Genomic DNA, 24,819 nt, shown 5'->3' on the forward strand with positions numbered 1-24,819 from the left:
TTTGGAGCGAAAGGCTTAAAAAGACAAGCCTGAGCTAACCCGAGATTGTAAGTGGTGGTTCCGGTACTTCAAGGAAGCAAGCAATGACGCGATAGAGTTCTCCTTCAGCAACGGTAATTTCCCCATCTGATTCAATCGCGAGTCGACAAGCTTTGACGAACATTCGTCTGTCATTGGGTTTCAGTTGTAGCAACAACTCTAATGCGGCGCGACTTAAATGCCAATTGCTGTTAGCTGGTTCTAACTTCACTTCAGGAAAGCCTAAATGGGCGAGGGCACAATGGTAGGCGCGCTGAGCTTTGTCTGCTTGAGAGTGGCTGACCCATGCCAGTTCTCGCAATAGCCAAAACACACTTTCCTCTAATTGCTTCAACGTCTTGTGTTGTTTGATGAATCCAAAAGAGGCGAGTAGCTGCTTTTCTAGTAAGTTGATGACACACCATTCGGCTAGCGAGTATTGATTATCCGTCTCTGAGAGCTCACGTAGCACTTTACATAAGCTGATTTTCTGGGCTTCACTCAGCGATTTAAGTGCCGGCAGAGCGAGTTCGAGTAACGGGAAACGCAGATGAAGTGGTAAGTCGTAATCTAACCAGGGAAGCAATGTAGATTGCGATGCGAGTGGAACGTACGACTTAATCATTTCGCGCTGAATATCGCTGCCATCAAAAATGAGGGCGAATGCGATAAATCGGGCGCTATATGGTTCACGTGCGATATCAACTAACTCTGGTGGTAATTGACTGATCAACTGTTTGCCTGTCTCACTCAATTGCTCCGATGGTGAGGCAGATTGCGAAGCAGGAGAGCCGCCACCTACGGCAAAGCCACTGACTTGCTCGTTACCGAACGCCGTGTTTTGAGCATGAGAATGTTGAGCGTAGCTTCCGTCCCAATTGGGTTCGATTCTTCGAATTCTTTCGTCCAATGGTGGGTGTGTCGCGAACAAACCAGAGAAACCGGACAACTTACTCTGTCCAAACATCATGTGGCTCATTTCATCACTGGCTTTCGTGTTTAAGGTAGAGCCTTGAACGTTGCTGCCAATCTTCTTTAACGCTCCCGCAATCCCTTGATCGTTGCGAGTGAACTGCACCGCACTGGCGTCTGCTAAAAACTCGCGTTGGCGCGAAATCGCTGCTTTGATCATGTTGCCGAACAAGGTTCCTAACCAACCCAGCACCAAGCAGACAATCGCAATTAGTATGATGACAGCGAAGCCTTTGTTTGAATCAGAAGAACTACGTGATACGTGACGAGTGCTGTTCGAGTTATCCAAGATCAGATGACCAAAATGAGCAATGCAGGTAATGCCAAATAACGCACCAATCAGACGAGTATTCAACCGCATATCACCATTTAAGATGTGGCTGAACTCATGGGCAATTACACCTTGAAGTTCGTCACGGCTAAATGCATCTAGTGCTCCTTGCGTTACCCCTATGACGGCATCATCAATGCTCATGCCTGCAGCAAACGCGTTGATGCCGTGCTCTTCCGTCATCACATAAACTGGTGGCACGGGAATCCCCGACGCGATGGACATTTCTTCCACAACATTGAGTAACTGGCGGTGTTTCGCATTTGACGTGTCTGTCGAAATCAACTTGCCGCCGATACTTTCTGCAACGCCACGTCCACCATTGGCGTTTAGCTCACTAAGACGAATGAATGAGCTGATGCTGACAACCAATAGCACGCCCACAAAGCTCAACAAACAATAACTGATGATGGATTGAGTGGTGAACGGTTCGCCAGTGAAATAGAAGTAGATGCCAATCGACATGACACTCACTAGCCCTGTGATGGCTAAAACGGCCAAAGTGAATAGCATCACCAAAAGTCCAGTTCGCTGGCGCGCAGTGTCTTGATGATGAAAAAAGTCCATTAGAACGCAACCTTCGGCGCTTCTTGGATTGCTTCTGTGTCTGCAAACTCAAGTAACTTACCGTCTTGGAAACCAAATGTGTTCGCGAAGATAACGGGTGGGAATGTTTGCTTGTAAGTGTTGTAGCTGGTCACGGCATCATTAAATGCTTGGCGGGCAAACGCGACTTTGTTTTCGGTACTGGTTAGCTCTTCTTGGAGTTGGCTCATCGTCTCGTTTGCTTTCAATTCAGGGTAGGCTTCTACCACAACGTTCAGTTTGCCTAGAGCGTTTTGTAACATGCCTTCTGCTTGGCTAAGCTGGCTAATTGCAGCATCACTATCTGGTGCATCACTGGCGGCTTTTAAACCTGCTATCGCTTGGTTACGAGCTTGGATAACGCGTTCAAACGTTTCCTTCTCATGATCCATGTAACCTTTAGCGGTGTTTACTAAATTCGGAATTAGGTCGTATCGACGTTTCAGTTGAACTTCGATTTGAGCGAAGCTGTTTTTAAAGCGATTTCGTAGAGTAACGAGCTTGTTGTAAATACTGATTGCGTAAACCACAACCAGCAGAACAATAACAATAAAGACAATCAGTGCAGTCATAGTGAGTTCCATTTTGTGAATGTATCAGTGTTTTATATAAGTAGTTGAGATATTAAGCAAATTAGACTTACTTATAATGTGGGGTATTTTTAAATATGGCACGTATTGCGTAAGAAATATGAGAGCCATTTGGGATAAGAACAAAGGTAAAGGATTCTCAAGGAGAGCAAAATAAAAAGGCCCGGCGTGAAAGCCGAGCCTTGTGGAATGTAGAAATTCTAATCCGTGATTAAGCTGTCATCGGAACAAGTACCATAGTACCGATGATTACCGTCAATAGGCCAGCAAGCACAGGCACTGAAGTGCGTTTTACAACTTCAAATGGGCTGATGTTCGCCATACCTGATGTCGCAACGATTACGCCAGATACTGGCGAGATGGTACGACCTAGGTTTGATGCTTGAAGCATAGGGATGATTAGGAACGCAGGGTTGATGCCCATTTTCGCCGCTAGAGAAGGCGCAAGTTCTACAAACGCATAGAAAGGCGCGTTACCAGAACCAGTAGCAATAGCCGCTGCAACGGTTAGACCTGTTAGGATAAGCATTAGTGCAACGCCACCCGCACCTGCGTTATCGGCAAGGTGAAGTAGGTTATCGATAGCACCAATAGACATCAGACCTTGTGCAAATACGCCTGCCGCCACCAACAACATCACAACGCCTTTAAATGCATCGGCCATGCCTGCGTAGCATGAATCCAAATCTTCAAGCGCTTTTTTGCCGTCGAATTTGTTCACGACATAATGGATAAGTGCGCCAAGGAAAATAGAACCCACAACGATGGTGTAGATATCTAGACTAAGACCAGGAATCGTACGGCCATTAAATAGGAACACACCGATGATTGGTAAGAATGGTAGTGCTGCGTAAAACGCTGGTGCATCTGCTTTAATTTCTGATACGTCGATTTTTTCCATCGGCGTATTTTCTTTCTTATCTAGGTATTTGTTCCAGAAGAAAGCTGCTGCCGCCATTACGACGATTGCACAAATCGAAACAGGAAGAACAGTTTGTACCGCAAACACATCTAGCGCCAAGCCAGACTTTTCTGCAGCAATAACAACGTCACCTGAAGTAGGAGAAAGAATAATAGCAGCAGGAGATGCACACACTGCCACAGCCGCAGGACGAGAGATACCCATCGCAACCATCATTGGGAATAGGGTTGCCATCAATAAAACGCCAAGGCCTGTTGCAGAGCTCACCGCTAGAGACATCAAACACGCCACAATGTAAGCCGCTACCAAAAGGACATAAGGAGACTTGATAACAGAAAGCGGTTTAGAGAACTGTTTCACGACAACGTTGTTCGCGCCGATGTGAGTCATGTAAGAAGCGAAACCACATAGCAACATGATTTGCATACCAAGGCCGCCGCCACGGTATTGCAGCATGTATTTCACGTATTCTAGCGAGTCTGTCACCATGTTACCGGTTGAGGTGATGCTTGATGGCAGAACGTCATGGCCCAAAAAGCCAGTCATAAGAAGCAAACTGATACCGGCGGTTAAAAGTACGCCAGCTGCCTTGTAACCTTTGACAATGAAATAGCCCACCGCAATGGTTACTACCAAGCCAATTAAGAGCTCTAGCATAGGGGTCTCCAGATGTTATGAAAAAAAGAAAGATTCTGTTTCAATTTATGACAAGGAATTTACAGAATTCTTAACTGTGGCACGAGGCTAATCTGGGACTTGCATGATCTAAAACAAATAATAATTTAATAATTAAATCCGACAGATTCTCTTGTTTCAATTTCGTTTTGTAGGTGTTATGCGCTGGTTTTTTGAGTTTTAATGGAAGGAAAATATAAGCAGATTGGTGAATGAAATGCTGATGGAATAATTAAAAGTAATCGAAAAACATTATTCGATTTAGATCACATTTGTAACGGCTAAAATAAACAAAAAGCCCCGACTAAGCGGGGCTTATTCAGCAACTTAATGCATTATGCGTAACGACGGATCATCAAGTTCCAACTACGTTGTTGACGCTCAAACTCAGTTTTAAGTTGTTGATACTTCAATTTCGATACAGAGCACTCGTATTTCTTCACTACGTTCGCAGTTTTTTCACCGAGCAACTCTTTGCGTGCTTCGTAGTATTCCTGCATGTGGTGAACCAATGCATCAAACTCTTGCTGAAGTTGATCGAGAACTGTTTGCGCATTGGGTTTGGATTCCAGTTTCTCTTTCGCTTTTTTCAACAACTGGGTTGCTCGCGCTTTTTCAATTCGGAAAGTTGATGTAGTGCGAAGCTTGGACGTCAGCCCCAACCAAGAACAAGACTTGATCAGCCATTTAGTTGGATCGTAGTGCCACCAATAAACACCATTGCGGTAGTCATTCTCAAAGATGTGGTGAAAATTGTGGTAACCCTCGCCAAAGGTAAAGAAGGCTAAGACACTGTTATCGCGGGCCGTATTTTTGTCCGTAAAAGTTTGCTTGCCCCAAACATGCGCCAAAGAGTTAATAAAGAAGGTTGTGTGATGGCTCAAGAACAGGCGAGCTGCGCCAACAACCAGCAGCATTCCCCAAACATCCCCATAGATAAGACCCAAAGCTACAGGGAAAACGATATTAGTCAGCAAAGCTAACGGCACGTAATACTTGTGTTGCCACATCACAATGCTATCGCGTTTTAGATCGCGGCAATTGGTGTACTCATTTTCTTTAGACTTATTGTAGTCGCGCAACATCCAGCCAATATGCGAATACCAAAAGCCACGTTTGGCGGAGTAGGGATCTTTGTCATTGTTATCGACATGTTTGTGATGCACTCGGTGATCAGAAGACCAATGTAATGCACTGTTTTGGAGAGAAAAAGCGCCGCCAATCGCGAAAATTGCACGTAATACAGGATGAGCTTCGTAAGTTTTATGGCTCCAAAGGCGATGATATCCCGCAGTAATCGACAGGTTAGTGAAACTGAATGCAAGGATACCCCAAATCAAGTGTTCCCAGCCCAGTCCATAATGATATGCGTACCAAGGCATTACAATAAACGTTAGAACAAAACTGGCTGAAAAAATCAATATATTCAACCAGATAAATGGTGGTTTGTTTTGATTCACTGAGGTATTCCTAACTTTGAGCTAACAACTGTTCGCTAGAATATCAGCGAACACGTGTAAGTCAAATTAAAGTTAGATAAATGTGACTATTCTTGTTGAGCTGAGCCGGAATTCTAACTGGGATATTTTGCTTTTAATTTAATAATGAGTAGTATTAAAAAATGAGCTATGGCTTGAGGTGTATGAAATCTACCAAGTAATTGGCTTTATAAAGGTGGAATATGCCAAGGCTCTGTGGAAAAGCAAAAATGTAAGAAAATAGGGATACGTAATGGAATTACGATTAGCGGAATATAAGGACTATGAACGCATTGCTCAATTGCATGCGGACAGTTGGAAACGTCACTACCGAGGCATTTTAACGAACACTTACCTGGACAGCGAAGCCATCGACGACAAATTGTTGATTTGGCAGACTCGCTTAACCAATCCTCCATTTAACCAACATATCGTTCTTGCAGAAGAGGGGGGCTTGTTACTCGGCTTTGTCTGTGTCTTCGGCAATCATGACTTTGAGCGCGGTACATTCATTGACGCTCTGCATGTTGATGATAGCTATCGTGGTCGTGGTATCGGCAAACAACTCTTGCTTGCCGTTGCAGAGTGGCAACAGCAATACTTCAAAGATTCAGGATTGTATCTAGAAGTAGTCTCGCAAAACACGTCAGCGATTTCGTTCTATCAACATATTGGTGGACAAGAATGCCAAGAGCGTACGTGGCGTGCTCCGGGCGGAACAGAAGTAATGGAGAAAGTGTTCCGTTGGTCTAACGCGCAAGCGCTGGTAAGTGGCATTGAGGAAAACGTCATCTATTCATAACGCTTTCTAAGCGAAAGAACGGAGACGATAAGAGCAGCACTGACGCTGCTCTTTTTTGTTTGCGGGATAGTTAACAATCTGGCGAGTTAAAAAGACAGGCCCATTTCCTTTAACTCACTTTCACATTGGCTCGCATTTTCAAACTGAATAGCAGCCATGCCCACCTGTTTAGCCCCTTCGACGTTGTAAGGCATATCATCCAGAAAAACGGTTTCTGATGGGTTTAAGTCGTAGCGGGAGAGAAGCGCTTGATAAATTTCCGGTTGAGGTTTTAAAAGTTCGACTTCGGCAGACACAATCGCGCCATCAAAAAGAGGCCAAAAATTGTACGTTGATTTTAAGTGTTCGACAATTTCTACAACATTATCAGTTAGTGCGTAGACACCGTAACCCGCTTGCTTCACCTTTTGTAAAAGCTCAACACTGCCGAACAGTTGAATCTGAGTCTGTTTTACGTAGTAGAAGAAACAGCAACATTCTTCAGCCGTTAAGTCGAGTTCTTGTTGGTAACGGTGTATTGCCTCTTCTTCGCTGATCAAACCTTTGTTGAGGTCTAGCCAAATCTTGTTTGAGAACAGTCTTTTCGCCATTTGTTCTGCGTCTACGGAATGACCAAATGTTAAGCGTACAATCTCTGGAGGTGACCAACGAACCAGTACGTTGCCGACATCGAAAACAACATTTTTAATTTGAGATCTTTCCATAGAACACCTTTGATTTGTGAGTTGGGCAGAGTAATCAAACTAAGATGAGTGAGAACAACATTCGCGTTGCCCTCGCATAAGTTGATTCTACTTGAATCACAATAAAATAATATGCAATTGAACTCGTTACCAAAAAATTCGTGAAATCAAGCTGAACTTAGATAAAAGACTGAATTTAAAGACAAGCATCGCGAATAAATTGACGGATTTCGCGCTGCTTATATTTGGCAAGTAATATATAATTACAAAACAACGTGATTATAAAAAAGATAGCAAGTCACAACTTTGAACGTCAGGCGGAGTAGACAAATTAGATAGTATGGATTCGATACGTAAGGTATATGAGTACGCAGAGCCCAATTTAACATTAGTTGGTTGGATGGGATTTATTGGCTTCCCGCTCTACTACTTCGTTTGGGACTTCATGTTCCCGCAATCCTATGAAAACTTGCCGCTACGTTTGTTCTGTTCCGCACTGTTTTTTGGCATCATTTTTCGTAACCGTTTGTCGTCATCATGGCGAAAGTACGTGCATGTCTATTATCAAATAACGATTACGACCTGTTTACCTTTCTTCTTTTTTTATATGTTGCTCATGAATGATTGGTCCAATGTTTGGGTGATGTCATTCATGTCGGCGATTTTCCTGCATATTTTGTTGGTTCATGTCACAAGGGTCATGTTTGCTCAGACGTTCGCTGGTATTGGTCTAGCGACGTTTTTTGCGTGGATCGCGAAAGGCTTTCATCTCGATATCACAATGGATTGGACGCATGTGCCGATATTTTTGTTTATTTATGTGTTTGGCAACATGTTCTATTTCCGAAATCAGGTCGAGCATGAAGCAAAAGTATCGCTCGCGAAGTCGTTTGGCGCTGGTATTGCTCATGAAATGCGTAATCCACTCAGTGGCTTATGTACGTCGATAGATGTTATTCAGTCTGTCTTGCCTAACAAAAAGGCGATGGGCAAAAAAGATCAGTATGTCATGAGTGGTGAAGACGTGACCTTGCTCCGTGAAGTGAGCGAAGATGCGATGAACATTATTCATTCAGGCAACGAGACAATCGATTTATTGCTCACATCGATTGATGAAAATCGCGTATCTCGCTCTTCCTTCAAAAGATATTCTGCTCAATCGGTGGTTGAAAAAGCCATTGAGAGTTTCAGTTATAAACGTTCGACAGACAGGTTCGCGATTTCATTCGATGCAAGAAGTGAGTTTGACTTTTTGGGTAGCGATACATTGTTAAAGTACGTCATGTATAACTTGTTTAAGAACGCATTTCATCATCGCAGTTCAGACGAGTTTCATATTCATGTGAGTATGCAGAGTAATGACACGGTCAACCAAATTGTAGTGACGGACAACGGATCAGGTATTGCGCCAGATGTGATTCGACATATCTTTCAGGACTTCTATACCACAGGTAAATCGGGCAGTTATGGCCTTGGACTACCGTTTTGTAAGAAAGTCATGCGTTCGTTTGGCGGTAATATTAAGTGCATTTCCCAGCCGGGAGAGTGGTCACAGTTTACGTTGACTTTTCCGCCTATCACATCAGATACGGTAACGGAAATTAAAGATGAGCTGACCAAAATGAAATCAATTTTATTGGTCAGTAATCAAGACATTATCGTGCAAAAAATGGCAGATATTAGTCGCTTCATGGGATTTGATGTCACCGTTTTAGATGTAAAAAGCGTCTTTAAAAAGAAAGAATACGAGTTTGAATTTGACCTGATATTCGTCGATGTGGAAAGCCTTGATGTTTTAGAAAACCAATTAGACAGAATCGAATCGTTACTTTCATTTACTGAAGCGCGTGTGGTGTATCTTTTTGAGCACAAACCTGCGCAACGAGCTAAAAAAGTTGGCCATGATCCGATTTGGGTAGAGACTCAGGCGTGGCTGCTAAACACCAAAGCTACGATTGAACGTTTGCTTTATGATTCCACTTATATCTCTTCAACGTTGCCATCTGCGCCTTTAGATAAATCCATCAAACGAACCATCATGGTTGTGGATGATAACGAGTCTCTGCGTAAGTTTACGGCGATGTTGCTAGAGAAGCAGGGATTTGAAGTGGTACAAAAGGAAGATGGTCAGCAAGCATTGGACACTCTTGAAAAAGAAAATATCGATCTGATTTTGATGGATATTGAGATGCCAATCATGGATGGAGTAGAAGCGTCGCGACGTATCCGTAACTCAGAAAAGTCGTATGCATCGGTGCCGATTATTGCGCATACGGGAGACAGTTCTCCTGTAACGCTAGATAAAATAGGCTCATCCGGCATGTCCGACTTTATCGTTAAACCCGCTGATAAGAATCGCCTTTTCGATAAAATTGCTAACTGGATTTAAAACAGAGCTCAGGATTGAACTGAGCTCTGATCTTTCACTGGAGCCAAGCGTAGGCTCAGCGTTCACTACGAATCAACTTACACAAACTCTAAGTCGGGATGGTCAAATGCCTCCTGACAAGCCGATAAGACGTGATCCACTTGTTGAGCTGTCATGTCGGCATTGACAGAAAATCGAATGATGTTCTTGTTTCTGCCCGTGGCCGGTCGACAAAACACCGCACCGAAAACGTCTCTTTCTTCAAGGAAATCGCGTACTCGTTCAGTGTTTCTCTCACTTCCACACTCAAGAGCAATAATCTGCGATTCGCTGCGAATGTTAAACCCAATACGTTTTAATCCGATGGCGAGTTCTTTGGCTCGCTTGAACAAACATTCACGTTTGTCGTCAGCCGCTTTAATTACCTCAAGTGTTTTTTCTAGACGCACGACTTCTTGCGGCAAAACCGTTGAGCTAAAAATCGCAGGATAGGCCACGAAGGGCAGCGATTGTGCTAGCTTGTTCGGGCCTAAAATCGCACCAGCGCGGTAGGCGAACGTTTTAGCCAAACTTACGGTAACGAAATCCACCATCTGTGTTAGTCCCAGTTCTTGTAATAATCCAGAACCCTTTGGTCCGTGTGTGCCTAATGAATGGGATTCATCTACCACTAAGCCACAATCGAACTCCTTCGCCATTTCGTAGATGGCACGTAACGGGGCGATTGTGCCAATCGTGCTATACACAGAATCGACAACGATGATTCCCGCACCGTGGCGTTGGATCTGCTTGCGCAGATGATTCATGTTGTTGTGCATGAAAGGATGAATCTGCGCGCCAGCGGTGCGCGCTCCTTCCCACAACGACATATGAGCGAAAAAGTCGATGTATACGGGAACGTTTGGCGCGCAGATGGTTTGCAGTAAACCAATATTGGCTGCCCATCCTGATTGTGACAACAAACAACTTTCCATGCCGACAAACGTCGCTAGCTGGTGCTCAAAGGCGGGTTTTGATTGATCATCTTGCAAGAAGATTGCTGACATCACGACATTGTCATCTCGTTCAGAAATTGCGTCTCGATGCGCTTTCTGAATGAGCTCATTGTGAGAGAGTGAAAGGTAATCATTGCTTTGCATTACCACGGCATTTTCGGACGGTCGTTTGCCAAGAACGAGGTGTTTTTGATTTTCGTTAGATTTGATTAAATCTTGAATATGGAAATTAAGGCGTTCCTCGATAAAAGAGGGCAGTGGTTTAGTTTCGTTTTTAGTACACATAATAAATCTCTTTGTGATTTGGAAAAACGCCAGCGCTGACCTTATTTATATTGAGGATTTTGGGGAGAGTGTCACTAATCAAGTTGCATAACTTTGCTAGCGCTTGCAAACTCGATATTTAAGGGTTGGATGGTGGCTGTAACTCCTTAGGCTACGGGGGTCTAAACTAGTTTGTGTTCAATAAATAAACATGGTTTTTTGTGGTTGTACGCCGTAAAAGATGTAGTACAAAATTGCACGTAAATACGACAAAAAGTGGTTACGTTGATGAGGCGGGGTTATCTAGTTGGGTGTAAAAGTGGCGGACAAAAAAGGCGCGAAAATCGCGCCTAGGAATAGAGTGAGAAAAAGAGCTTAGCGTTTGTTACGTAAGTAACGTTTACGACGTTCTTCCTTACGTTTCGCTTTCTCTTCTTCTTTGCGAGCCGTTTCTATTTCGACTTCGATCAGTTCTTGAGTAATCATCTCAGGAAGCTCAAGAGTGATTTGTCCTAGTGTACCTTGTCGAAGCTCGTGAAGTAGAATCTCAGATACTTTATGAAGATCCACTCGGCCACCTGCTCGTAGCGCGCCGCGACGACGGCCAATTTCTTCCATGATCTCAATGTCAGACTCTGGCAGCTCTTCGATTTGGTAACGTTCTTTTAGACGTTCTGGGTAATGCGCTGCTAGATACTCAACAGTGTAAAACGCAACTTCGTCGTACTCCATTGCAGTATCTTTTACGGCACCCGTTGCCGCTAAACGGAAACCACTATGTGGGTTTTCCACTTTTGGCCAAAGAATCCCAGGAGTGTCAGACAGAACAATGCCGTTTTGTAAATTAATGCGTTGTTGGCGACGCGTTACCGCTGGTTGGTTACCTGTTACTGCGATAGTGCGACCAGCCAGTGTGTTGATGATGGTCGATTTACCCACGTTCGGGATGCCCATGATCATGGTACGAATGTTTTTACCAACTTCTTCACGGTGTGGCGCAAGCTTACGGCAAAGCTCCATAATTTTATGTACTTCTTGAGGCTCAGAAGTCGTAATTGCCATTGCTTTTACGTTTTGTTCTTTCTCAAGATGGTCAATCCACAGTTGCGTCAGCTCTGGATCAGCCAAATCGCGCTTGTTTAGCACTTTTACAACAGGCTTTTCACCGCGGATTTTTGAAATCATAGGGTTTTCGCTACTGAAAGGAATACGAGCATCCAGTACTTCGATGATCACATCCACCTGCGGGATGGCTTCTTCGATCTCTTTACGCGCTTTGTGCATGTGGCCAGGAAACCACTGGATTGAGTTGTTAACCATTTGAAAATATGCCTTTAAATTTATGGTTAAGCTGTGGAAGGTATGAGGTGGGGTACCAAAGGTACGATATCGGTCACCTGAAACTACGACAGCATAGATGTGAGGATCTTAACACTTTATCTTGTAGCGGAAAACGTTCAGAAACCCTTATCATTTAGAAACAGAGTTTCAACGTGTTCCTCTTACCATCTAGGACCAATATAAAAGGTATTCAGTTGCTACATAATGGCCTTAAATAAGGAATACAAAAATGAACAACAGTGGAACTGTTCAAATTGCTTTGCTTTATTTAACCCGCATAGGAGAGTTTGATTGACTCGGCAACGCGCGGTTTTGAGTCGAGAGAATTTATTGGGGACGGTCTAAAGTAATAGTAACCTTGAGTTAATGAGTGGCTTGTCTTTAACATCTTATGATGTTCGATGTACTCAGCACCCTCGAAGATCAATCCGTGTAAGCAGAAAGGGGCTAAGAAGTACTCTAGTGCTTGTATAGACTCTTGGTCGGCGTGTTTTAGAAAGCTTTTGTCAATCTTGATACGATCCCAAAGTATGTTGCCAAGTGACATGTTAGCCAGCTTGTTGTTACGGTGATAGTCATCCAGCCAAATCTCGATATTGTTCGCTTGTAACACTGACAAGTTTTCGCGTATTTCTTTTGATTCGGTATAACAATCAAGCTCGCTTATCTCAAGAGCAAACTTAGCACCATTGAAGCTTAAAAGCTCACGGACAAAATCTTCGTCAGCTAAACAAGAGAGTTTAATATTAAAAGAGTGTAGTTGGTGAGGGTATTTTTCAAGAGAAAATCGAATTTGTTGTAAAGCGAGAGTTTGAATAAACGTGTTGTCTATAATGGAAAAAAATACGTCGTTGTTTATGTTGCTTTTATCAAAAGTGTTTATCTTAGACAAAGTTTCGTAATATTGAATTTCTTGGCTTCTAGGACAGAGGATAGGTTGTACTAACGTTTTTATATCAAAGTCAGTCAATTTGAAGCTAGGTAGGTAAGGCATATTCCTTTTCATATTATCCACTTTATCCGTTTACTATTACTATGTTTGACTCACACTTAAACATCGTTTCATATTCTATATCTAAAGTTATTACGTCAGGAAATTAAGAATTATAATACCTCTATAAATAATATTTAATGTTCATTAAGCACCATCGAGAAAACAGGTGCCTAATGAACGATGATAGAAATTTATTTCGCAACAACAGACAGTTCTACGTCGAATTCTTCACGACCACTGATGCTGAAATAGTATTGTCCCATTTTGATCGACCCGTCTTCATTTTTTGGGATTGAAATCGTTTCGTTACTGCCATGGGTGTAGTTCGACCATTCGTACTCGAAGTAGTGGCATACTTTGTCGTAACAAGCGTATAGATCGGCATCACCAGTGCCGGAGATAGACACTTCCAGTTGATTATAACTTTCTGAAACATCGACAAAGAAGAGCGTTTCAGAGAACTTTTTACCACTTACTTGGATGCTGGTATTGAGTTCGATTTTCTTAGGCTTCTCTTTCGGTTTTGGCTGAGAAATATCCGAATCGTCAATGTCTTTTGTGACCTCATCCAGCCACGAATGAAACTCGGTATTGTAAGCAGGACCTAATCGTTCAAGCAGTTTTACCCACTCTTTGTATTGGCCGGTACGCGAGTAACCTAACAGTTCAGTAACGTCTTCAGGGTGTTTCTCTATCATGAAGCGTACAGCTAAGTAGCCCCAGCGATACACACGGTTTAAACCGTCGCTGTAGTTCGTACTGAACACGTCTGCCAATGTGTGCGTCTTTTCTTTGCCAAGTACTAGAGCAGCATTGTAGCTCTCTTTGTAATACATGTATTCAGCAAAACCTTCCAACCACCACACGATATTGCCTTCGCGCATTGTGTCATGGAAGTTACCGTATTGGTTGAATCGACCGTCTAAATAATGCACATATTCGTGCTCTAAGTTTAGAATCGAAAAGTCGTCGTCCCATCCGTTTTGATAAGCGACGAATCGAGGTACATTTCCTTGTTTTGATGGGTCTCGCTCAAGGAACTGTCCGCCGTTGTTGGTTGTGTTATCAAAAAGGAACCTGGAGTAGGTCGAGTAGTCACTTTTGGTTTTAAAAACAATAACATCGACACTATCGCTATGATCATCAGCGACAGGCTGATATCCGGTATTAACAGTTTGGTGGAAGTCATCTTCTTTGAGGTTTAATGTTTCGCAGCTTGTTATTGCTTGAGCTTCGGTCATCTCTTGAGCAAGAATTCGCGCGGGTCCGCGACAATCATAACTGAATGTCATTATTCGCTGTTTTAATACGGATTTTGAGTTACTTAGCCCTAGTTGCTCAAGATAATCTGATGCATAAGCGTCAACCATTTCGGCGATGCCAACCCAAATTCTGTCTGACTTACCGCCTAGCGGGTAGCGCTTTAACAAAGAATCTAAAGTGTCGACAACGACTTTTTTTGTCTCTGCATCTTCAGTTTTTATCAGCCTAGCGAACTCTCGCGCGGCATTGCCAAGTAGTTGTTCAGAATCCGTGCCTATCGCCCATTCGTTGTTGGTAATAAAACCACTCAAACGATGGATATAACTTGAGTCAGATTCAATCACATCGTAAAACGCTTTGGTTTGTGAGTGCCCAGCTATAGCGACAAAGATATTGTTGATGGCTTTACGGTAGTAATAGCTGTCGCTTTTATCCGCTGAAAAGCTATCAAGAATAGCGAAAACATCGGGTGCGGCGATGGCGAGTTGTCGAATACTATCAACAACAATCAACATGGATGCGAGCGCTTCTTGCTGTTCGCGACCTTCAGTTAGAGCGTATGGCGAGCGCAAAAACTGTTGAATGGTATTGGCAATATCTGCGCTTAATTCGGATGAGAAAGGTTGCAACTTTTTAGCAAAGGTATCGTGTCGGTTTTTGTAAGCTGCCTTAATGAACTCACCTAAATAGTATATTTGCTGAGCTTGCTCTTTTGTTCCTTTATAAGCTTCAATTGCCTTTTTTAATCCGCCAGTAATTCGACTCACGCTCATGGTACTGAAGACGACGTCTGCTTGCTCTAACGATGGAGAAAACCACGTTCTCATGCACTCGTAGTCACTGTTTGCGACTCTTGATTCGATATTGACTCGGTCAACCGTAAAATCTTCAACAGTACATTTTCCTTTGTGTGGGAAAAGCTCGGTATCGTCATCTACCACGGTGTCATCGTCGGTCGTATCGTCGTCTTTCGTGGAATCATCATCTGTATCTGTATCTGTATCTTTATCGTCATCCACAGTTGAATCTACGTCAGCGTTGTCATCGTTTTTGTCGCCAGAATCTACGCCAGCGACGGGAACAGTCTTGACTCCACCGGAAGAATCATCACCACCACATCCAGTTAAAACACCAAGCATGGATAATAGAAGACATGCAGTTTTAATATTTTTCATAGAATTAGTATTGTATTTGAAATGGGCGTCAAATATATATTTTTACTGATGCATAGTTAAATAATAGAATTTAATGGCTAGATAAAAATGTATTATGCTCAACACGCCTATTTTTATGTGATATTGAACAAATAACTATTATTTATAAATTCAGTAGAAATGTTAATTGGGAAGGAAAAATTGATTTTGATATACATAACGCTTGGTTTTTTATTTTAGTCGACGGGTATATGAAAAAAATATATTTTCCAATCATCAGCACTTTGATGGTTTCCTTTGCTCATGCCAATACGCTTCCTGCGCCAACTTGGCATCAATTTCAGTTAAATGATGGTTCAAAGAAAGAATTAAAACTTTATGGCGATCAAGAGTCTTTCTGGTATCAAGATAGAGAAGGCATTATTTATGTCTACGATGAAGAGACAGGGTGGTTTTATGGTAATCATGAAATTGTTGATGGGCGTTTTGTCGTCACTTCTCTTGGGGTTGAAGCCAAATTAGAAATGCCACAAGCAGTCAGAGAGCTGTTAAAAGAACGCGTCACCCCGACGTCTTCTTTATTGCATTCTGAGCACGTTTATCCGATGAATGAGCCATATCTTGAGCAAACTCCCATTCGAGCACTAAACGCAACAAATGAGCCCACGCACCAACCTTTGCTCGTTGTTCAGGTGAGCTTTAACAACCAAGATTTTGTGAATGACTTCACCAATGTGATTTTTGGTGATAATCAGCAAAGTGTAAAAGACTACTTCAGTAAGAATAGTTACGGACGTTACATTGTAGAGCCTGCGAAAGAAACGGAAGGTACGGCGAACGATGGTGTCATCAACCTTACGTTGGATATCGCTCATCCGAATTGCCACTCAAAAAATGATGCGACTTGTGACAGTAAGTTAAATGAGGCTTTTAAAGCCGCTTACGACAAGTTAGACCGTTATGTGGATTTGTCTACTTACGATTTGAATAACGACGACAAAATCACACCTGACGAATTGTCTGTGATGTTTGTATTTGCGGGGTATGACAAATCTGCCGGTTCGGTAAATACGCCGTACATTTGGCCTCATCGTTATAGTCATAATGCGATTGAGATCGATGAAAAGACCATTCGAGATTACTGTTTGTTTGCTGACTTCCAAGGTGACCATCAATCTACGATGGGCGTGATTGCCCATGAGCTTGGACACTTGATGCTTGGTCTACCTGATTTGTACTCCTACAAACATTCCGGCTCTGTTGGCCAATGGGGATTAATGGGTGGCGGAAGCTGGGCAAGTAAACAAGGTGATACGTATGCAGGGGAAACGCCGGTCAATATGTTGGCATGGAGTAAGGAAGCTGCTGGTTTCATCAAGCCAAAAGTGATTGAAGCGTCTGGTTCTAGCACAATCGAGACTCGTCAAGGCGAGGGTGTGGTGTATCTCGATCCGTACTTGAAACAGCAAGGTCCAAGAGCTTACTTCGAAAACAGAAGAAAAACGGAATACGACCGTGCGTTGTCAGGTGAAGGTCTTTTGATCACGGCCGTAAGTATTGACAACCGCTTCAATGACACAGGGCCAATGCAAGTTCAGGTATTCCAAGCGGACGGTCTGGATGAACTACAAACTCGTGGCTGGTCAGATCAAGGTGATGTGTTCCCGGGCTCAAGCAATGTGGTCACTATTTCGGACGATACAACTCCTTCTTTAAAACTCATCACAGGTGGCCGGGAAACCAATATCTCGATTAATGATATCGCCAGTACAGATCAAAGCGGCACGTTACGAGCGTCTATTCCTTCATCGACGAATAAATCGGCTTGGATAACGTCACTTTCAAGGACGTACGTGTATGAAGACAGCCGCAACAATACGATAGGGTTTGGGTTAGAAAACAACGACGGTTACCAATCTTTGGTTGGTTTCTACTTATTTGCTAAGCCAATCCTACCAAACTCCGAGATGCGTTATCGCATGTTTAAATATGACCTGACTACAAACCGTTGGGGGAATGCGTCTATTAACGTTGACACTCAAGTTGAAGTGTCATCGGGGGTGATTCCTACGTTTGGTGGTCGAGTTATGTTTGCATCACCATTTGATATCGATGAAGGTGAGCAGATGTTGGTCATTGAGCTAGAAAACGCTAAGCCAGAATACAGCTATTCATTCTTGGACGCTTATTTGTCTAACGGAGAGAAAAAGAAGCAGTTCTATGGAAATGCCAGTTCGTACAAGACGAGCGGATTAAGCGAAGGGCGTGGCCGTAACTATCCTTTTGCTGCTTTGTTAGAAAAACCTCAGGCGAAACCTAGTATTACGGTTGAAACGGATTCCGTCACTGTATTAAGCGGTGAAAGTATTACGATTGATGTACTGGCGAATGACCACTCATCGGATGCGAATAGCACATTGAAGCTAGATAAGATCACATCAAAGCCTTCGATTGGTAGCGCTGAAATCTCAGGACAAAAAATCCACTATTCTGTTCCTGTTTCAGACATTCCAGAACAACGAGCAGTAATGAAGTATCAAGTGTCTGACGATTTTGGGACGACAGCAGAAGGAGAGGTGGTCATCACGATCAATTCTCCAGTAATCACCGCGAATAGTCTTCAATACAAAGCGCTAGAAGATACGCCACTGGAACTTAACTTACATCAGCAACAAGGACTAGAGAAAGGGGACACCATCGTCATTAAAAAGCCGCCGATGCACGGCAAGATTGATGGGAATACCTACCAAAGTAAGGAAAACTACTTTGGTAATGACCAGTTTGAGTTTTCTATTGTGAAAGAAAACGGACGTGAATCTAATACAGCTATGGCTGTAATTACGGTCGAAGCGGTTAATGATGAGCCGATCTTCGCTGTTGAAGCGAGTCGTAAAGAAGGCCTATCAAACGAAAAAGTCACACTATCTGTACTTGGCTTAAAAGACGTTGATTCAACGGATCACTCATTCAAATGGCGTCAAGTTTCTGGGACTAAAGCTCAGTTTGCCACCACGGACACGGCAAGTGTAGAAGTGACGTTACCAAAAGTGAGTGAGAAAAGTGAAAAGCTGACGTTTGAAGTGGCGGTAAACGACAACGATGGTGCAATTATTACTAAGAGCGTTGTTATGGTCGTTAAGCAAGAAGTCGTTGTGGAAAATGATCCTGGCAAGAGTGAAGAAGGCGGCTCTATGGGGCTGTGGGTCACTCTATGTATGATTCTGATTAGCCTAAGAACAAAGGTTAATAATTTGTATAGATTCGTAATAAGAAATGATATTTGGTAGAAAGATATTATAATTCATCGTCTTATATTCGCAGGATGAATGAAGATTGAAGGAAACCAATAAGAAAAACCTCCGTGTCGTAGCGCTTGCTCCGACAGGGAGGTATTTTGCATCAATAATAAGCTCACTAGAGATCTTGGAAACAGCTGCTGAGTTTGCAGAGTTCCAAGGTTTCATGACACACGTCGTTACGCCAAACAATCGGCCGTTAATTGGTCGAGGGGGGATCAGTGTTCAACCCACCGCACAATGGCAATCATTTGATTTTACAAACATATTAATCATTGGCTCAATTGGCGATCCTTTAGAATCGTTAGATAAGATCGATCCTGCATTGTTCGATTGGATCAGAGAGTTACACCTAAAAGGCAGCAAAATAGTTGCAATTGACACCGGTATTTTTGTCGTCGCGAAAGCCGGTCTTTTGCAGCAAAACAAAGCTGTAATGCATTCTTACTTCGCCCACCTCTTTGGCGAACTGTTCCCTGAGATAATGCTCATGACTGAGCAGAAAGCACTCATTGACGGAAACGTCTATCTTTCGTCTGGACCTTACTCTCACTCAAGTGTGATGCTGGAAATAGTAGAAGAGTATTTTGGAAAGCACACTCGAAACCTTGGTAACCAGTTTTTAAGTACAATAGAGAGCAGTGGAAACTCTCATTCATACTGTGATGTTTTCCGTTACATGCAACACAGAGATGAGCTGATTCTAAAAATCCAAAAATGGATTCTCACCACGGATCTAGACATCGTCTCTATCAGTGATTTAGCGAATGAAGCTTGCTTATCAGAACGGCAGTTAAAACGCCGATTTAAAGAGGCGACATCCATCAGTCCGTTAAAGTTTATTCAGTTAGGGCGTTTATCTTTTGCAAAAGAACTGTTGAGGTCAACAAAGTTGTCAATTGATGAAGTTGCAAGTCGGTCTGGTTATGTTGATACACAGTTTTTCAGGCAGATATTCAAACGAGAAAATGATTGTTCTCCGCTTGAATATCGTAAAAGAAACCAAGTTAAAGCTGAATGATAAGCATATCTCATGGCCAGAATCATGATCTATACAACATTATTAATTGAATAGTCGTATTTACATTCGTTTTAAATCCATATTATAGTTCGAACGAAAATGGCAAACGTTTGCCATTTTCGTTCGAGTATAAATGGGTTAGTCTTGAATTGATTTTTAATAACGGTAACTTATACTTATATATACGTATTCTTATAATTACTTAATTTCTATTAATAATATTGTCGTTCATATAATGTATATTGTTTGTTATGAAATAAACCAATATGAATATTATTAAGTAATTACTTAAAATTAAAGGGGGATTTAGACCTTATAAAGGGGGTGATTAAGACACAATATTATAAAGTTATCTTTTTTTAATTAATTATTTCGCAACGTGAAATAATAGTTAAAACAGATATTTACAATGTTTTTTATCTTGTCGGATCAGTGGTAAACTCAATGAGTAAGCAATTGGTTTCTTATACAACTGTTTAATGCTTAGACGTAAAATAAGACACTGAGTTATAGAGGGGAGCTATTTATTAACTGGCTTCATCTGTAGCTTTATGGATTTATAAAAATTATAACTATCGGAAAATTATTGGGTCTTGGTGTTATTTAAATGAAAGCTAATAAACGTACCATCGATGTAAAGTACTTGCGCACTTTTTCACATGTTGCAAGGCATAGAAGTTTTACTGCGGCAGCAGAAAGTCTATATTTAACCCAACCAGCCGTTTCACAACATATTAAAAAACTTGAATGTACTATAGGGGCTGAAGTCTTCGATCGAAAAGATGGATTCAATCTGACTAAACATGGCCAAATATTGCTTAGTTATACAGACAGAACAATGTCTTTATATGACCAATTATTTGACGAATTGGCTCAAGTAGATATGTTTGATCGGTACTCTATTGCGATATCTGATTCATTTGCCCCTGAATTGGTCGCGAAGGTAATTAGCTCTTTTAGAGTGTATAACGACGTCGAGTTGGCTATTACAAGTTATAGCGACATGAACTGTGTTGATAAAGATAACCACGATTTAGTCTTCGCTATTGGTGACACCACATCCGTGGAAGGTCGCGTTTTCCCCCTAAATAGAGAGCAATACATTTTAGCTTGCGACTGTGCCGTCAAACCTGAGGAGTGCTACCCTGAGCGAATCGTCTTTTGTAATACTTTGACTAGGCGAGATGCTGAAGTATTGCTTGATTCTTCTGGGGTGGATATTTCTAAGGTAAAACATTGGCTTACCACTTCTTCCTCTCGGTTGATGATCAATGAACTGCAAGCGGCAAATACTTTTGTTATCTGTCCTAGTTGGACATTAGGCGATTACAAGTGTAGCCAATATCCGCTATCCAAGTATATCGAGATGTACGTATGGTGTAATGATTCTGCCGCGAAGAAAATTGACCAAGAACGTTTGAGAAGTTTGATTACCGAAACATTCCGACTTACTTCTAAAGGCGTGGTTGGTAGGCCACCTACGGGTCGCTTACTAACCAGTTGTGAAGTGATGTAGAAAAACGCCATGCCTATTGAATAAATAGACATGGCGTTTGTTTTAATAATGATTAAATTAATGACATGTAGAAGAAAAAGAGCCCACTTATACCAATTGGTATTGTGTAAGGGATACCATTCTCAAAAGGTGTTTTTTTGCGATAAACAGACATTAACCACATAACCAATATTTGAATCCCACCCAATAATCCTATCGCTACTATTGCCGCTAACATATATTCATCGTTCACTCCTAAGAAAAGTGCACCAATGAGTTTTACATCCCCTCCGCCTACAATATTTATCAACCAAAGTATAAAGAAACAAATAAAAACAGAGGTACTCACTGCGAGCTGAGTTAGTGGTTCTGGAGTAAAGAACAAGCTAAGTAGTGAAGTAATGAAGATAATAAGAAGAAATCGATGTTTCACAATTCTATAGCGAATGTCACCATAGAATATGAGTAAGACATTAACCAGGCAAGTTAGCCATAAAGCAAAATTTATATAATTCATTTTACTATTTTAAATGTGTTACTTCTAAATTCAAATCATTTTGGATAATAAAAAATTATGTAATGGATTTCATTACTTTTATAACAACATCTTATATGTAAATAAAAAAGCTTAATTGGTGTGATTGTTTCTGTTGATGTAAATTTTCTTCGTTCACGAAATGAGTGATTAATTCAAGGGAAATAGAGGTAAACATGCTTTTAAATATCAATTCTAAACTTCGTAATATCCGCAATAAATTTAAGTCTGACAAACGTGGTGTCACTGCTGTGGAATACGCAATCATCGCTGTAGCAATGTCTTCAATTATTCTATTTGTATTCAAAGATGGCACTTTGAAAACAACGTTAAATGATGCAATGGGTAAGATCTCTACGTCGATGGATAGTGCTAATTCAGCCGGTGGCAGTGGTAGTAAAGGCGGTACTGCCGACGGTAAACAAGGATAAGTTAACCCGTTATAAATTTAGAGAGAGGGGAAACCCTCTCTTTTAAGGTTTTTATTCTATGAGTAGAGCATTAATTTTTGTATTTGTTGCCATCACTATGTTTTTGGCCTTTTTTTACGTCAGTGATTTCTTTGACCAGCCAGAGCCTGTGGCTGTCGTGGAAAATGAAGTGTTTGTACAAGTCGCATTTGTTAATCGAACTGTGAACAAAGCTGATCCCGTCAATATTGATGCAATTGATATTCGAGAGTTTTCAGAGTCAGAAGCAAAACAGCATTCTTATACCCCTTATACGAGTATCAAGATTGAATCTGGCGCTCTATGGGCAAAAGATGTCACCGAAGGAACTCAACTAACGTCAAACTTGGTTTCTAACCCAGGCGAAAAAGATTACATGTATCTTTCGCTTAAAAAAGATCAGGTCCCTTATTACTACCTTTCTCAAGGCAGTAGCATTGTTGAGGCGTTACCAATACAACCTGGCGACCGCGTCAGCTTTGTCGCTACAACCTCATCTCAATCGAATTTATTAGAAAGCGGTTATTCCGATATCGATAGTTTAACAAGCAACGTCATTATTGATGGTGCTTTAGTTTTACAGGCGATGAATGTGTCTGAAGATGATTCGTCAAACGAAGACTATGGCTTGATCATCGCGTTGACCGTTAAACAAGTACTTAAGCTTGAAATGGCACAAAAGATCGGAGCTATAACGTTGGTTCCTGCAAAGATGGTTCATAAATACTTATCTGTGAAAAGTAGCGATTTAATTGAGCATCGATTTGGCGTTCGACAGCTGAGAGGGAATTAAGGGTGTTCAATAAAAATATACTATTAGTCACATTAGGAGTGGCGCTATTACTCCCAGCTTCAGTCTCCGCAGGGGAGCTATTGAGCTTAGATAAAGGCGCAGCAAAAACCATTAACGTAAAACGCAACATCGACACCGTATTTGTCGCAGACACTCAAATTGCGGACTACAAGGTAATCGCAAATGGGAAGCTCGTGATTTACGGTATCGGTCGTGGTGCAACGTCGATCATTGCTTATGACCGAGCCGGAAACGAAATTTATAACGCAGAAGTGGTAGTCAACAAGAGTCTAAGACTTTTAAAGCAAACCATTATTGCGAGATATCCAGATGAAGACATTAAGCTGACCAATATTGGTGAGCAAATAGTCATTGATGGTGTTGTTAGCAGCGAAGAGATCAAAGACAAAGTTTACCGCCATGTTGGCGAGATGCTGAAAAAGAGTAAGCAAAGAAATACTTTTGAGCTTTCTGGCGCAAATGGAGAATCCGTTGATCCGCTTGACTATACAGCTACTTACGTTTTCGAAGATATCATCAACAACCTAAAAGTGCTCACTACCGATCAAATCAATGTGAAGTTGACGGTTGCAGAGGTTTCGAGCTCATTCTTAACAGAACTCGGCGTGTCATACGCAGAGACGAATGGTAAGTCGATTGGCGGTGCTGGTCAGTTCGTCAACAAAATTCTGGACTTTACGGCAGAAGATATCGTCGCGGTTATCTCAGCGAGTGGCAACGACAGTATCGGCCAAGTGCTGGCTGAGCCAAACTTGTCGGTAATTTCTGGCGAATCGGCGAGCTTTCTTGTCGGTGGTGAAATCCCAATTACCGTTCGAGACAACGATGGTATTTCCGTAACTTATAAAGAATACGGGGTAAAGCTGTCTATGGTTGCTAAGGTGACAGATTCAGAAAACATCCGCCTGTCACTGCTACCAGAAGTGAGCTCGATTGATAAAACCAATGGTGTGAACTCCGGTCTAGTTAGCGTCCCTTCGCTACGAACTCGAAAAGCTCAGACAACAGTTCAACTGAAAGATGGCCAAAGCTTCGTGTTAGCTGGCCTTTTAACGTCGGAAGAGCAGGAGTCATTGGCAAAAATTCCTTATCTAGGCGACATCCCAATTCTTGGTGCGTTATTCAGTAAGACCAATACCGAAAGAAGAAAGACGGAGTTGATCATCGTCGCGACAGTTAATCTTGTCGACCCTGTCAAAGAAACCGACATCAAGCTGCCGAAGTTCGAGCGAACGAGTGACCTTGAGCGCTTGCTGAAGCTCGATCTTTCGAAAGTTGATGACGAAGAATTGGAAAATACGATAAAGGCGGGAGGCTTTAACTAATGAAGGCAAACCTATTATTGGTCGTTTCCGTTTTACTGACCGGTTGCTCGGTATCGGTAACCCCAAATAAAACGACGGTAGACACCATTGTGGAAACCTTTGAGTTTCGAGTCACCAACAAAGACGTGGCAATGGATAAGTCGGTTAACTTTGTTAATCAAATCAATAGCCAATACCCAAAGTCTACGTTTGCAATCAATTACGACACCGAAGAGAGTCAATTTGTTGATGGTTTTGTAAAAGAAATCAAAGCCAAAGGCGTAAATAAACTGCAATACACACTGAACGCAAACAGTGAGGGAAAAGGTGTAAAAATCGTCGCGAAGTATCACAAGATTCAAGAACAAACCTGTGGTGCTGTTTCATTCAATACTCTTAAAAATCATCCATTTGGATGCAGCTTGGAATACAACAGACGTTTGAGTATGACGAATCCTGTCGTGGAGTAA

19 protein-coding genes are annotated in these 24,819 nt (G+C 42.0%); 9 read left to right on the forward strand and 10 right to left on the reverse strand.

The genetic code is table 11. The annotated features are described in order from the left end of the window. Nucleotides 1-34: 34 nt before the first annotated feature. The 4 genes from DYB02_RS23725 to DYB02_RS23740 all read right to left on the reverse strand — a co-directional run bounded on the left by DYB02_RS23725 (nt 35) and on the right by DYB02_RS23740 (nt 5,553). Nucleotides 35-1,888, reverse strand: coding sequence for a M48 family metallopeptidase (locus DYB02_RS23725; protein WP_029805159.1), 1,854 nt, complete (start codon nt 1,886-1,888; stop codon nt 35-37). Then, the gene (locus DYB02_RS23730) at nt 1,888-2,478 is read right to left on the reverse strand and encodes a LemA family protein (RefSeq protein WP_005486526.1); all 591 of its coding nucleotides are present in this window, start codon (nt 2,476-2,478) and stop codon (nt 1,888-1,890) included. Before DYB02_RS23730 ends, DYB02_RS23725 begins: the two co-directional genes overlap by 1 nt. Nucleotides 2,479-2,707: 229 nt before the next feature. After that, nucleotides 2,708-4,075, reverse strand: a complete 1,368-nt coding sequence (gene dcuC / locus DYB02_RS23735; RefSeq protein ID WP_005454288.1) for an anaerobic C4-dicarboxylate transporter DcuC — start codon at nt 4,073-4,075, stop codon at nt 2,708-2,710. A gap of 353 nt (nt 4,076-4,428) precedes the next feature. Next, nucleotides 4,429-5,553 (reverse strand): acyl-CoA desaturase, encoded by a 1,125-nt coding sequence (locus DYB02_RS23740; RefSeq protein WP_029805158.1) that lies wholly within the window; start codon nt 5,551-5,553, stop codon nt 4,429-4,431. A 271-nt stretch (nt 5,554-5,824) separates the two neighbouring features. On the opposite strand from DYB02_RS23740, the gene DYB02_RS23745 reads away from it, so the two are divergent. Continuing rightward, the gene (locus tag DYB02_RS23745) at nt 5,825-6,373 is read left to right on the forward strand and encodes a GNAT family N-acetyltransferase (RefSeq protein WP_005481267.1); all 549 of its coding nucleotides are present in this window, start codon (nt 5,825-5,827) and stop codon (nt 6,371-6,373) included. Nucleotides 6,374-6,459: 86 nt separating this feature from the next. Here the strand turns inward: DYB02_RS23745 and DYB02_RS23750 are convergent, their stop codons facing one another. Next, complete coding sequence (locus DYB02_RS23750; RefSeq protein WP_029805156.1) at nt 6,460-7,077, reverse strand: HAD family hydrolase; 618 nt, start codon at nt 7,075-7,077, stop codon at nt 6,460-6,462. Between the two features lie 319 nt (nt 7,078-7,396). Between DYB02_RS23750 and DYB02_RS23755 the strand changes: the two genes are divergently transcribed. Beyond that, on the forward strand, nt 7,397-9,445 hold the full coding sequence (locus DYB02_RS23755) for an ATP-binding response regulator (protein WP_029805153.1): 2,049 nt from the start codon (nt 7,397-7,399) through the stop codon (nt 9,443-9,445). Between the two features lie 77 nt (nt 9,446-9,522). On the opposite strand, the gene cqsA is transcribed toward DYB02_RS23755, so the two are convergent. From cqsA to DYB02_RS23775, 4 genes are all read right to left on the reverse strand, one after another. Further along, nucleotides 9,523-10,704, reverse strand: coding sequence for an alpha-hydroxyketone-type quorum-sensing autoinducer synthase (cqsA, locus tag DYB02_RS23760; protein WP_021450908.1), 1,182 nt, complete (start codon nt 10,702-10,704; stop codon nt 9,523-9,525). A 354-nt stretch (nt 10,705-11,058) separates the two neighbouring features. Continuing rightward, entirely contained in the window at nt 11,059-12,003 is a 945-nt protein-coding gene (gene ylqF, locus DYB02_RS23765) for a ribosome biogenesis GTPase YlqF (protein ID WP_005454328.1), read from the reverse strand. Nucleotides 12,004-12,292: 289 nt separating this feature from the next. After that, nucleotides 12,293-13,030 carry an EAL domain-containing protein gene (locus DYB02_RS23770; RefSeq protein WP_021821556.1) on the reverse strand — a complete coding sequence of 246 codons (738 nt, stop codon included), beginning with the start codon at nt 13,028-13,030 and terminating at the stop codon, nt 12,293-12,295. Nucleotides 13,031-13,209: 179 nt separating this feature from the next. Beyond that, nucleotides 13,210-15,420, reverse strand: coding sequence for a M9 family metallopeptidase (locus DYB02_RS23775; protein WP_029853361.1), 2,211 nt, complete (start codon nt 15,418-15,420; stop codon nt 13,210-13,212). 266 nt (nt 15,421-15,686) lie between these two features. Here DYB02_RS23775 and DYB02_RS23780 point away from each other — a divergent pair, with 266 nt between their 5' ends. The 3 genes from DYB02_RS23780 to DYB02_RS23790 all read left to right on the forward strand — a co-directional run bounded on the left by DYB02_RS23780 (nt 15,687) and on the right by DYB02_RS23790 (nt 21,268). After that, nucleotides 15,687-18,722, forward strand: a complete 3,036-nt coding sequence (locus tag DYB02_RS23780) for a M6 family metalloprotease domain-containing protein (protein ID WP_029853362.1) — start codon at nt 15,687-15,689, stop codon at nt 18,720-18,722. Nucleotides 18,723-18,768: 46 nt separating this feature from the next. Beyond that, a complete protein-coding gene (locus tag DYB02_RS23785; RefSeq protein ID WP_017447650.1) occupies nt 18,769-19,752 on the forward strand; it encodes a GlxA family transcriptional regulator in 984 nt (327 codons plus the stop codon). A 607-nt stretch (nt 19,753-20,359) separates the two neighbouring features. Then, a complete protein-coding gene (locus tag DYB02_RS23790) occupies nt 20,360-21,268 on the forward strand; it encodes a LysR family transcriptional regulator (protein WP_005454057.1) in 909 nt (302 codons plus the stop codon). A 52-nt stretch (nt 21,269-21,320) separates the two neighbouring features. Here DYB02_RS23790 and DYB02_RS23795 read toward each other — a convergent pair whose 3' ends face one another. Next, nucleotides 21,321-21,764 carry an A24 family peptidase gene (locus DYB02_RS23795; RefSeq protein ID WP_024702891.1) on the reverse strand — a complete coding sequence of 148 codons (444 nt, stop codon included), beginning with the start codon at nt 21,762-21,764 and terminating at the stop codon, nt 21,321-21,323. Nucleotides 21,765-21,958: 194 nt separating this feature from the next. Between DYB02_RS23795 and DYB02_RS23800 the strand changes: the two genes are divergently transcribed. From DYB02_RS23800 to DYB02_RS23815, 4 genes are read left to right on the forward strand one after another with little or no spacing between them, the layout of a single operon-like run. Continuing rightward, nucleotides 21,959-22,213 carry a Flp family type IVb pilin gene (locus DYB02_RS23800; protein WP_005481274.1) on the forward strand — a complete coding sequence of 85 codons (255 nt, stop codon included), beginning with the start codon at nt 21,959-21,961 and terminating at the stop codon, nt 22,211-22,213. A 58-nt stretch (nt 22,214-22,271) separates the two neighbouring features. Continuing rightward, a complete protein-coding gene (locus DYB02_RS23805) occupies nt 22,272-23,024 on the forward strand; it encodes a CpaB family protein (RefSeq protein ID WP_005481305.1) in 753 nt (250 codons plus the stop codon). A gap of 2 nt (nt 23,025-23,026) precedes the next feature. After that, nucleotides 23,027-24,370, forward strand: coding sequence for a type II and III secretion system protein family protein (locus DYB02_RS23810; RefSeq protein ID WP_005454128.1), 1,344 nt, complete (start codon nt 23,027-23,029; stop codon nt 24,368-24,370). Next, on the forward strand, nt 24,370-24,819 hold the full coding sequence (locus DYB02_RS23815) for a hypothetical protein (RefSeq protein WP_029804086.1): 450 nt from the start codon (nt 24,370-24,372) through the stop codon (nt 24,817-24,819). The genes DYB02_RS23810 and DYB02_RS23815 overlap by 1 nt, the downstream gene beginning before the upstream one ends.

Origin of the sequence: Vibrio parahaemolyticus (genome assembly GCF_900460535.1) — a bacterium.
GTDB classification, from domain to species: domain Bacteria; phylum Pseudomonadota; class Gammaproteobacteria; order Enterobacterales; family Vibrionaceae; genus Vibrio; species Vibrio parahaemolyticus.

Coding starts and splice junctions, on each gene's coding strand:
- DYB02_RS23725 (WP_029805159.1), bottom strand. CDS start 1,888: ATGGACTTTTTTCATCATCAAGACACTGCGCGCCAGCGAACTGGACTT.
- DYB02_RS23730 (WP_005486526.1), bottom strand. CDS start 2,478: ATGACTGCACTGATTGTCTTTATTGTTATTGTTCTGCTGGTTGTGGTT.
- dcuC (WP_005454288.1), bottom strand. CDS start 4,075: ATGCTAGAGCTCTTAATTGGCTTGGTAGTAACCATTGCGGTGGGCTAT.
- DYB02_RS23745 (WP_005481267.1), top strand. CDS start 5,825: ATGGAATTACGATTAGCGGAATATAAGGACTATGAACGCATTGCTCAA.
- DYB02_RS23750 (WP_029805156.1), bottom strand. CDS start 7,077: ATGGAAAGATCTCAAATTAAAAATGTTGTTTTCGATGTCGGCAACGTA.
- DYB02_RS23755 (WP_029805153.1), top strand. CDS start 7,397: ATGGATTCGATACGTAAGGTATATGAGTACGCAGAGCCCAATTTAACA.
- cqsA (WP_021450908.1), bottom strand. CDS start 10,704: ATGTGTACTAAAAACGAAACTAAACCACTGCCCTCTTTTATCGAGGAA.
- ylqF (WP_005454328.1), bottom strand. CDS start 12,003: ATGGTTAACAACTCAATCCAGTGGTTTCCTGGCCACATGCACAAAGCG.
- DYB02_RS23770 (WP_021821556.1), bottom strand. CDS start 13,030: ATGAAAAGGAATATGCCTTACCTACCTAGCTTCAAATTGACTGACTTT.
- DYB02_RS23775 (WP_029853361.1), bottom strand. CDS start 15,420: ATGCTTGGTGTTTTAACTGGATGTGGTGGTGATGATTCTTCCGGTGGA.
- DYB02_RS23780 (WP_029853362.1), top strand. CDS start 15,687: ATGAAAAAAATATATTTTCCAATCATCAGCACTTTGATGGTTTCCTTT.
- DYB02_RS23790 (WP_005454057.1), top strand. CDS start 20,360: ATGAAAGCTAATAAACGTACCATCGATGTAAAGTACTTGCGCACTTTT.
- DYB02_RS23795 (WP_024702891.1), bottom strand. CDS start 21,764: ATGAATTATATAAATTTTGCTTTATGGCTAACTTGCCTGGTTAATGTC.
- DYB02_RS23800 (WP_005481274.1), top strand. CDS start 21,959: ATGCTTTTAAATATCAATTCTAAACTTCGTAATATCCGCAATAAATTT.
- DYB02_RS23805 (WP_005481305.1), top strand. CDS start 22,272: ATGAGTAGAGCATTAATTTTTGTATTTGTTGCCATCACTATGTTTTTG.
- DYB02_RS23815 (WP_029804086.1), top strand. CDS start 24,370: ATGAAGGCAAACCTATTATTGGTCGTTTCCGTTTTACTGACCGGTTGC.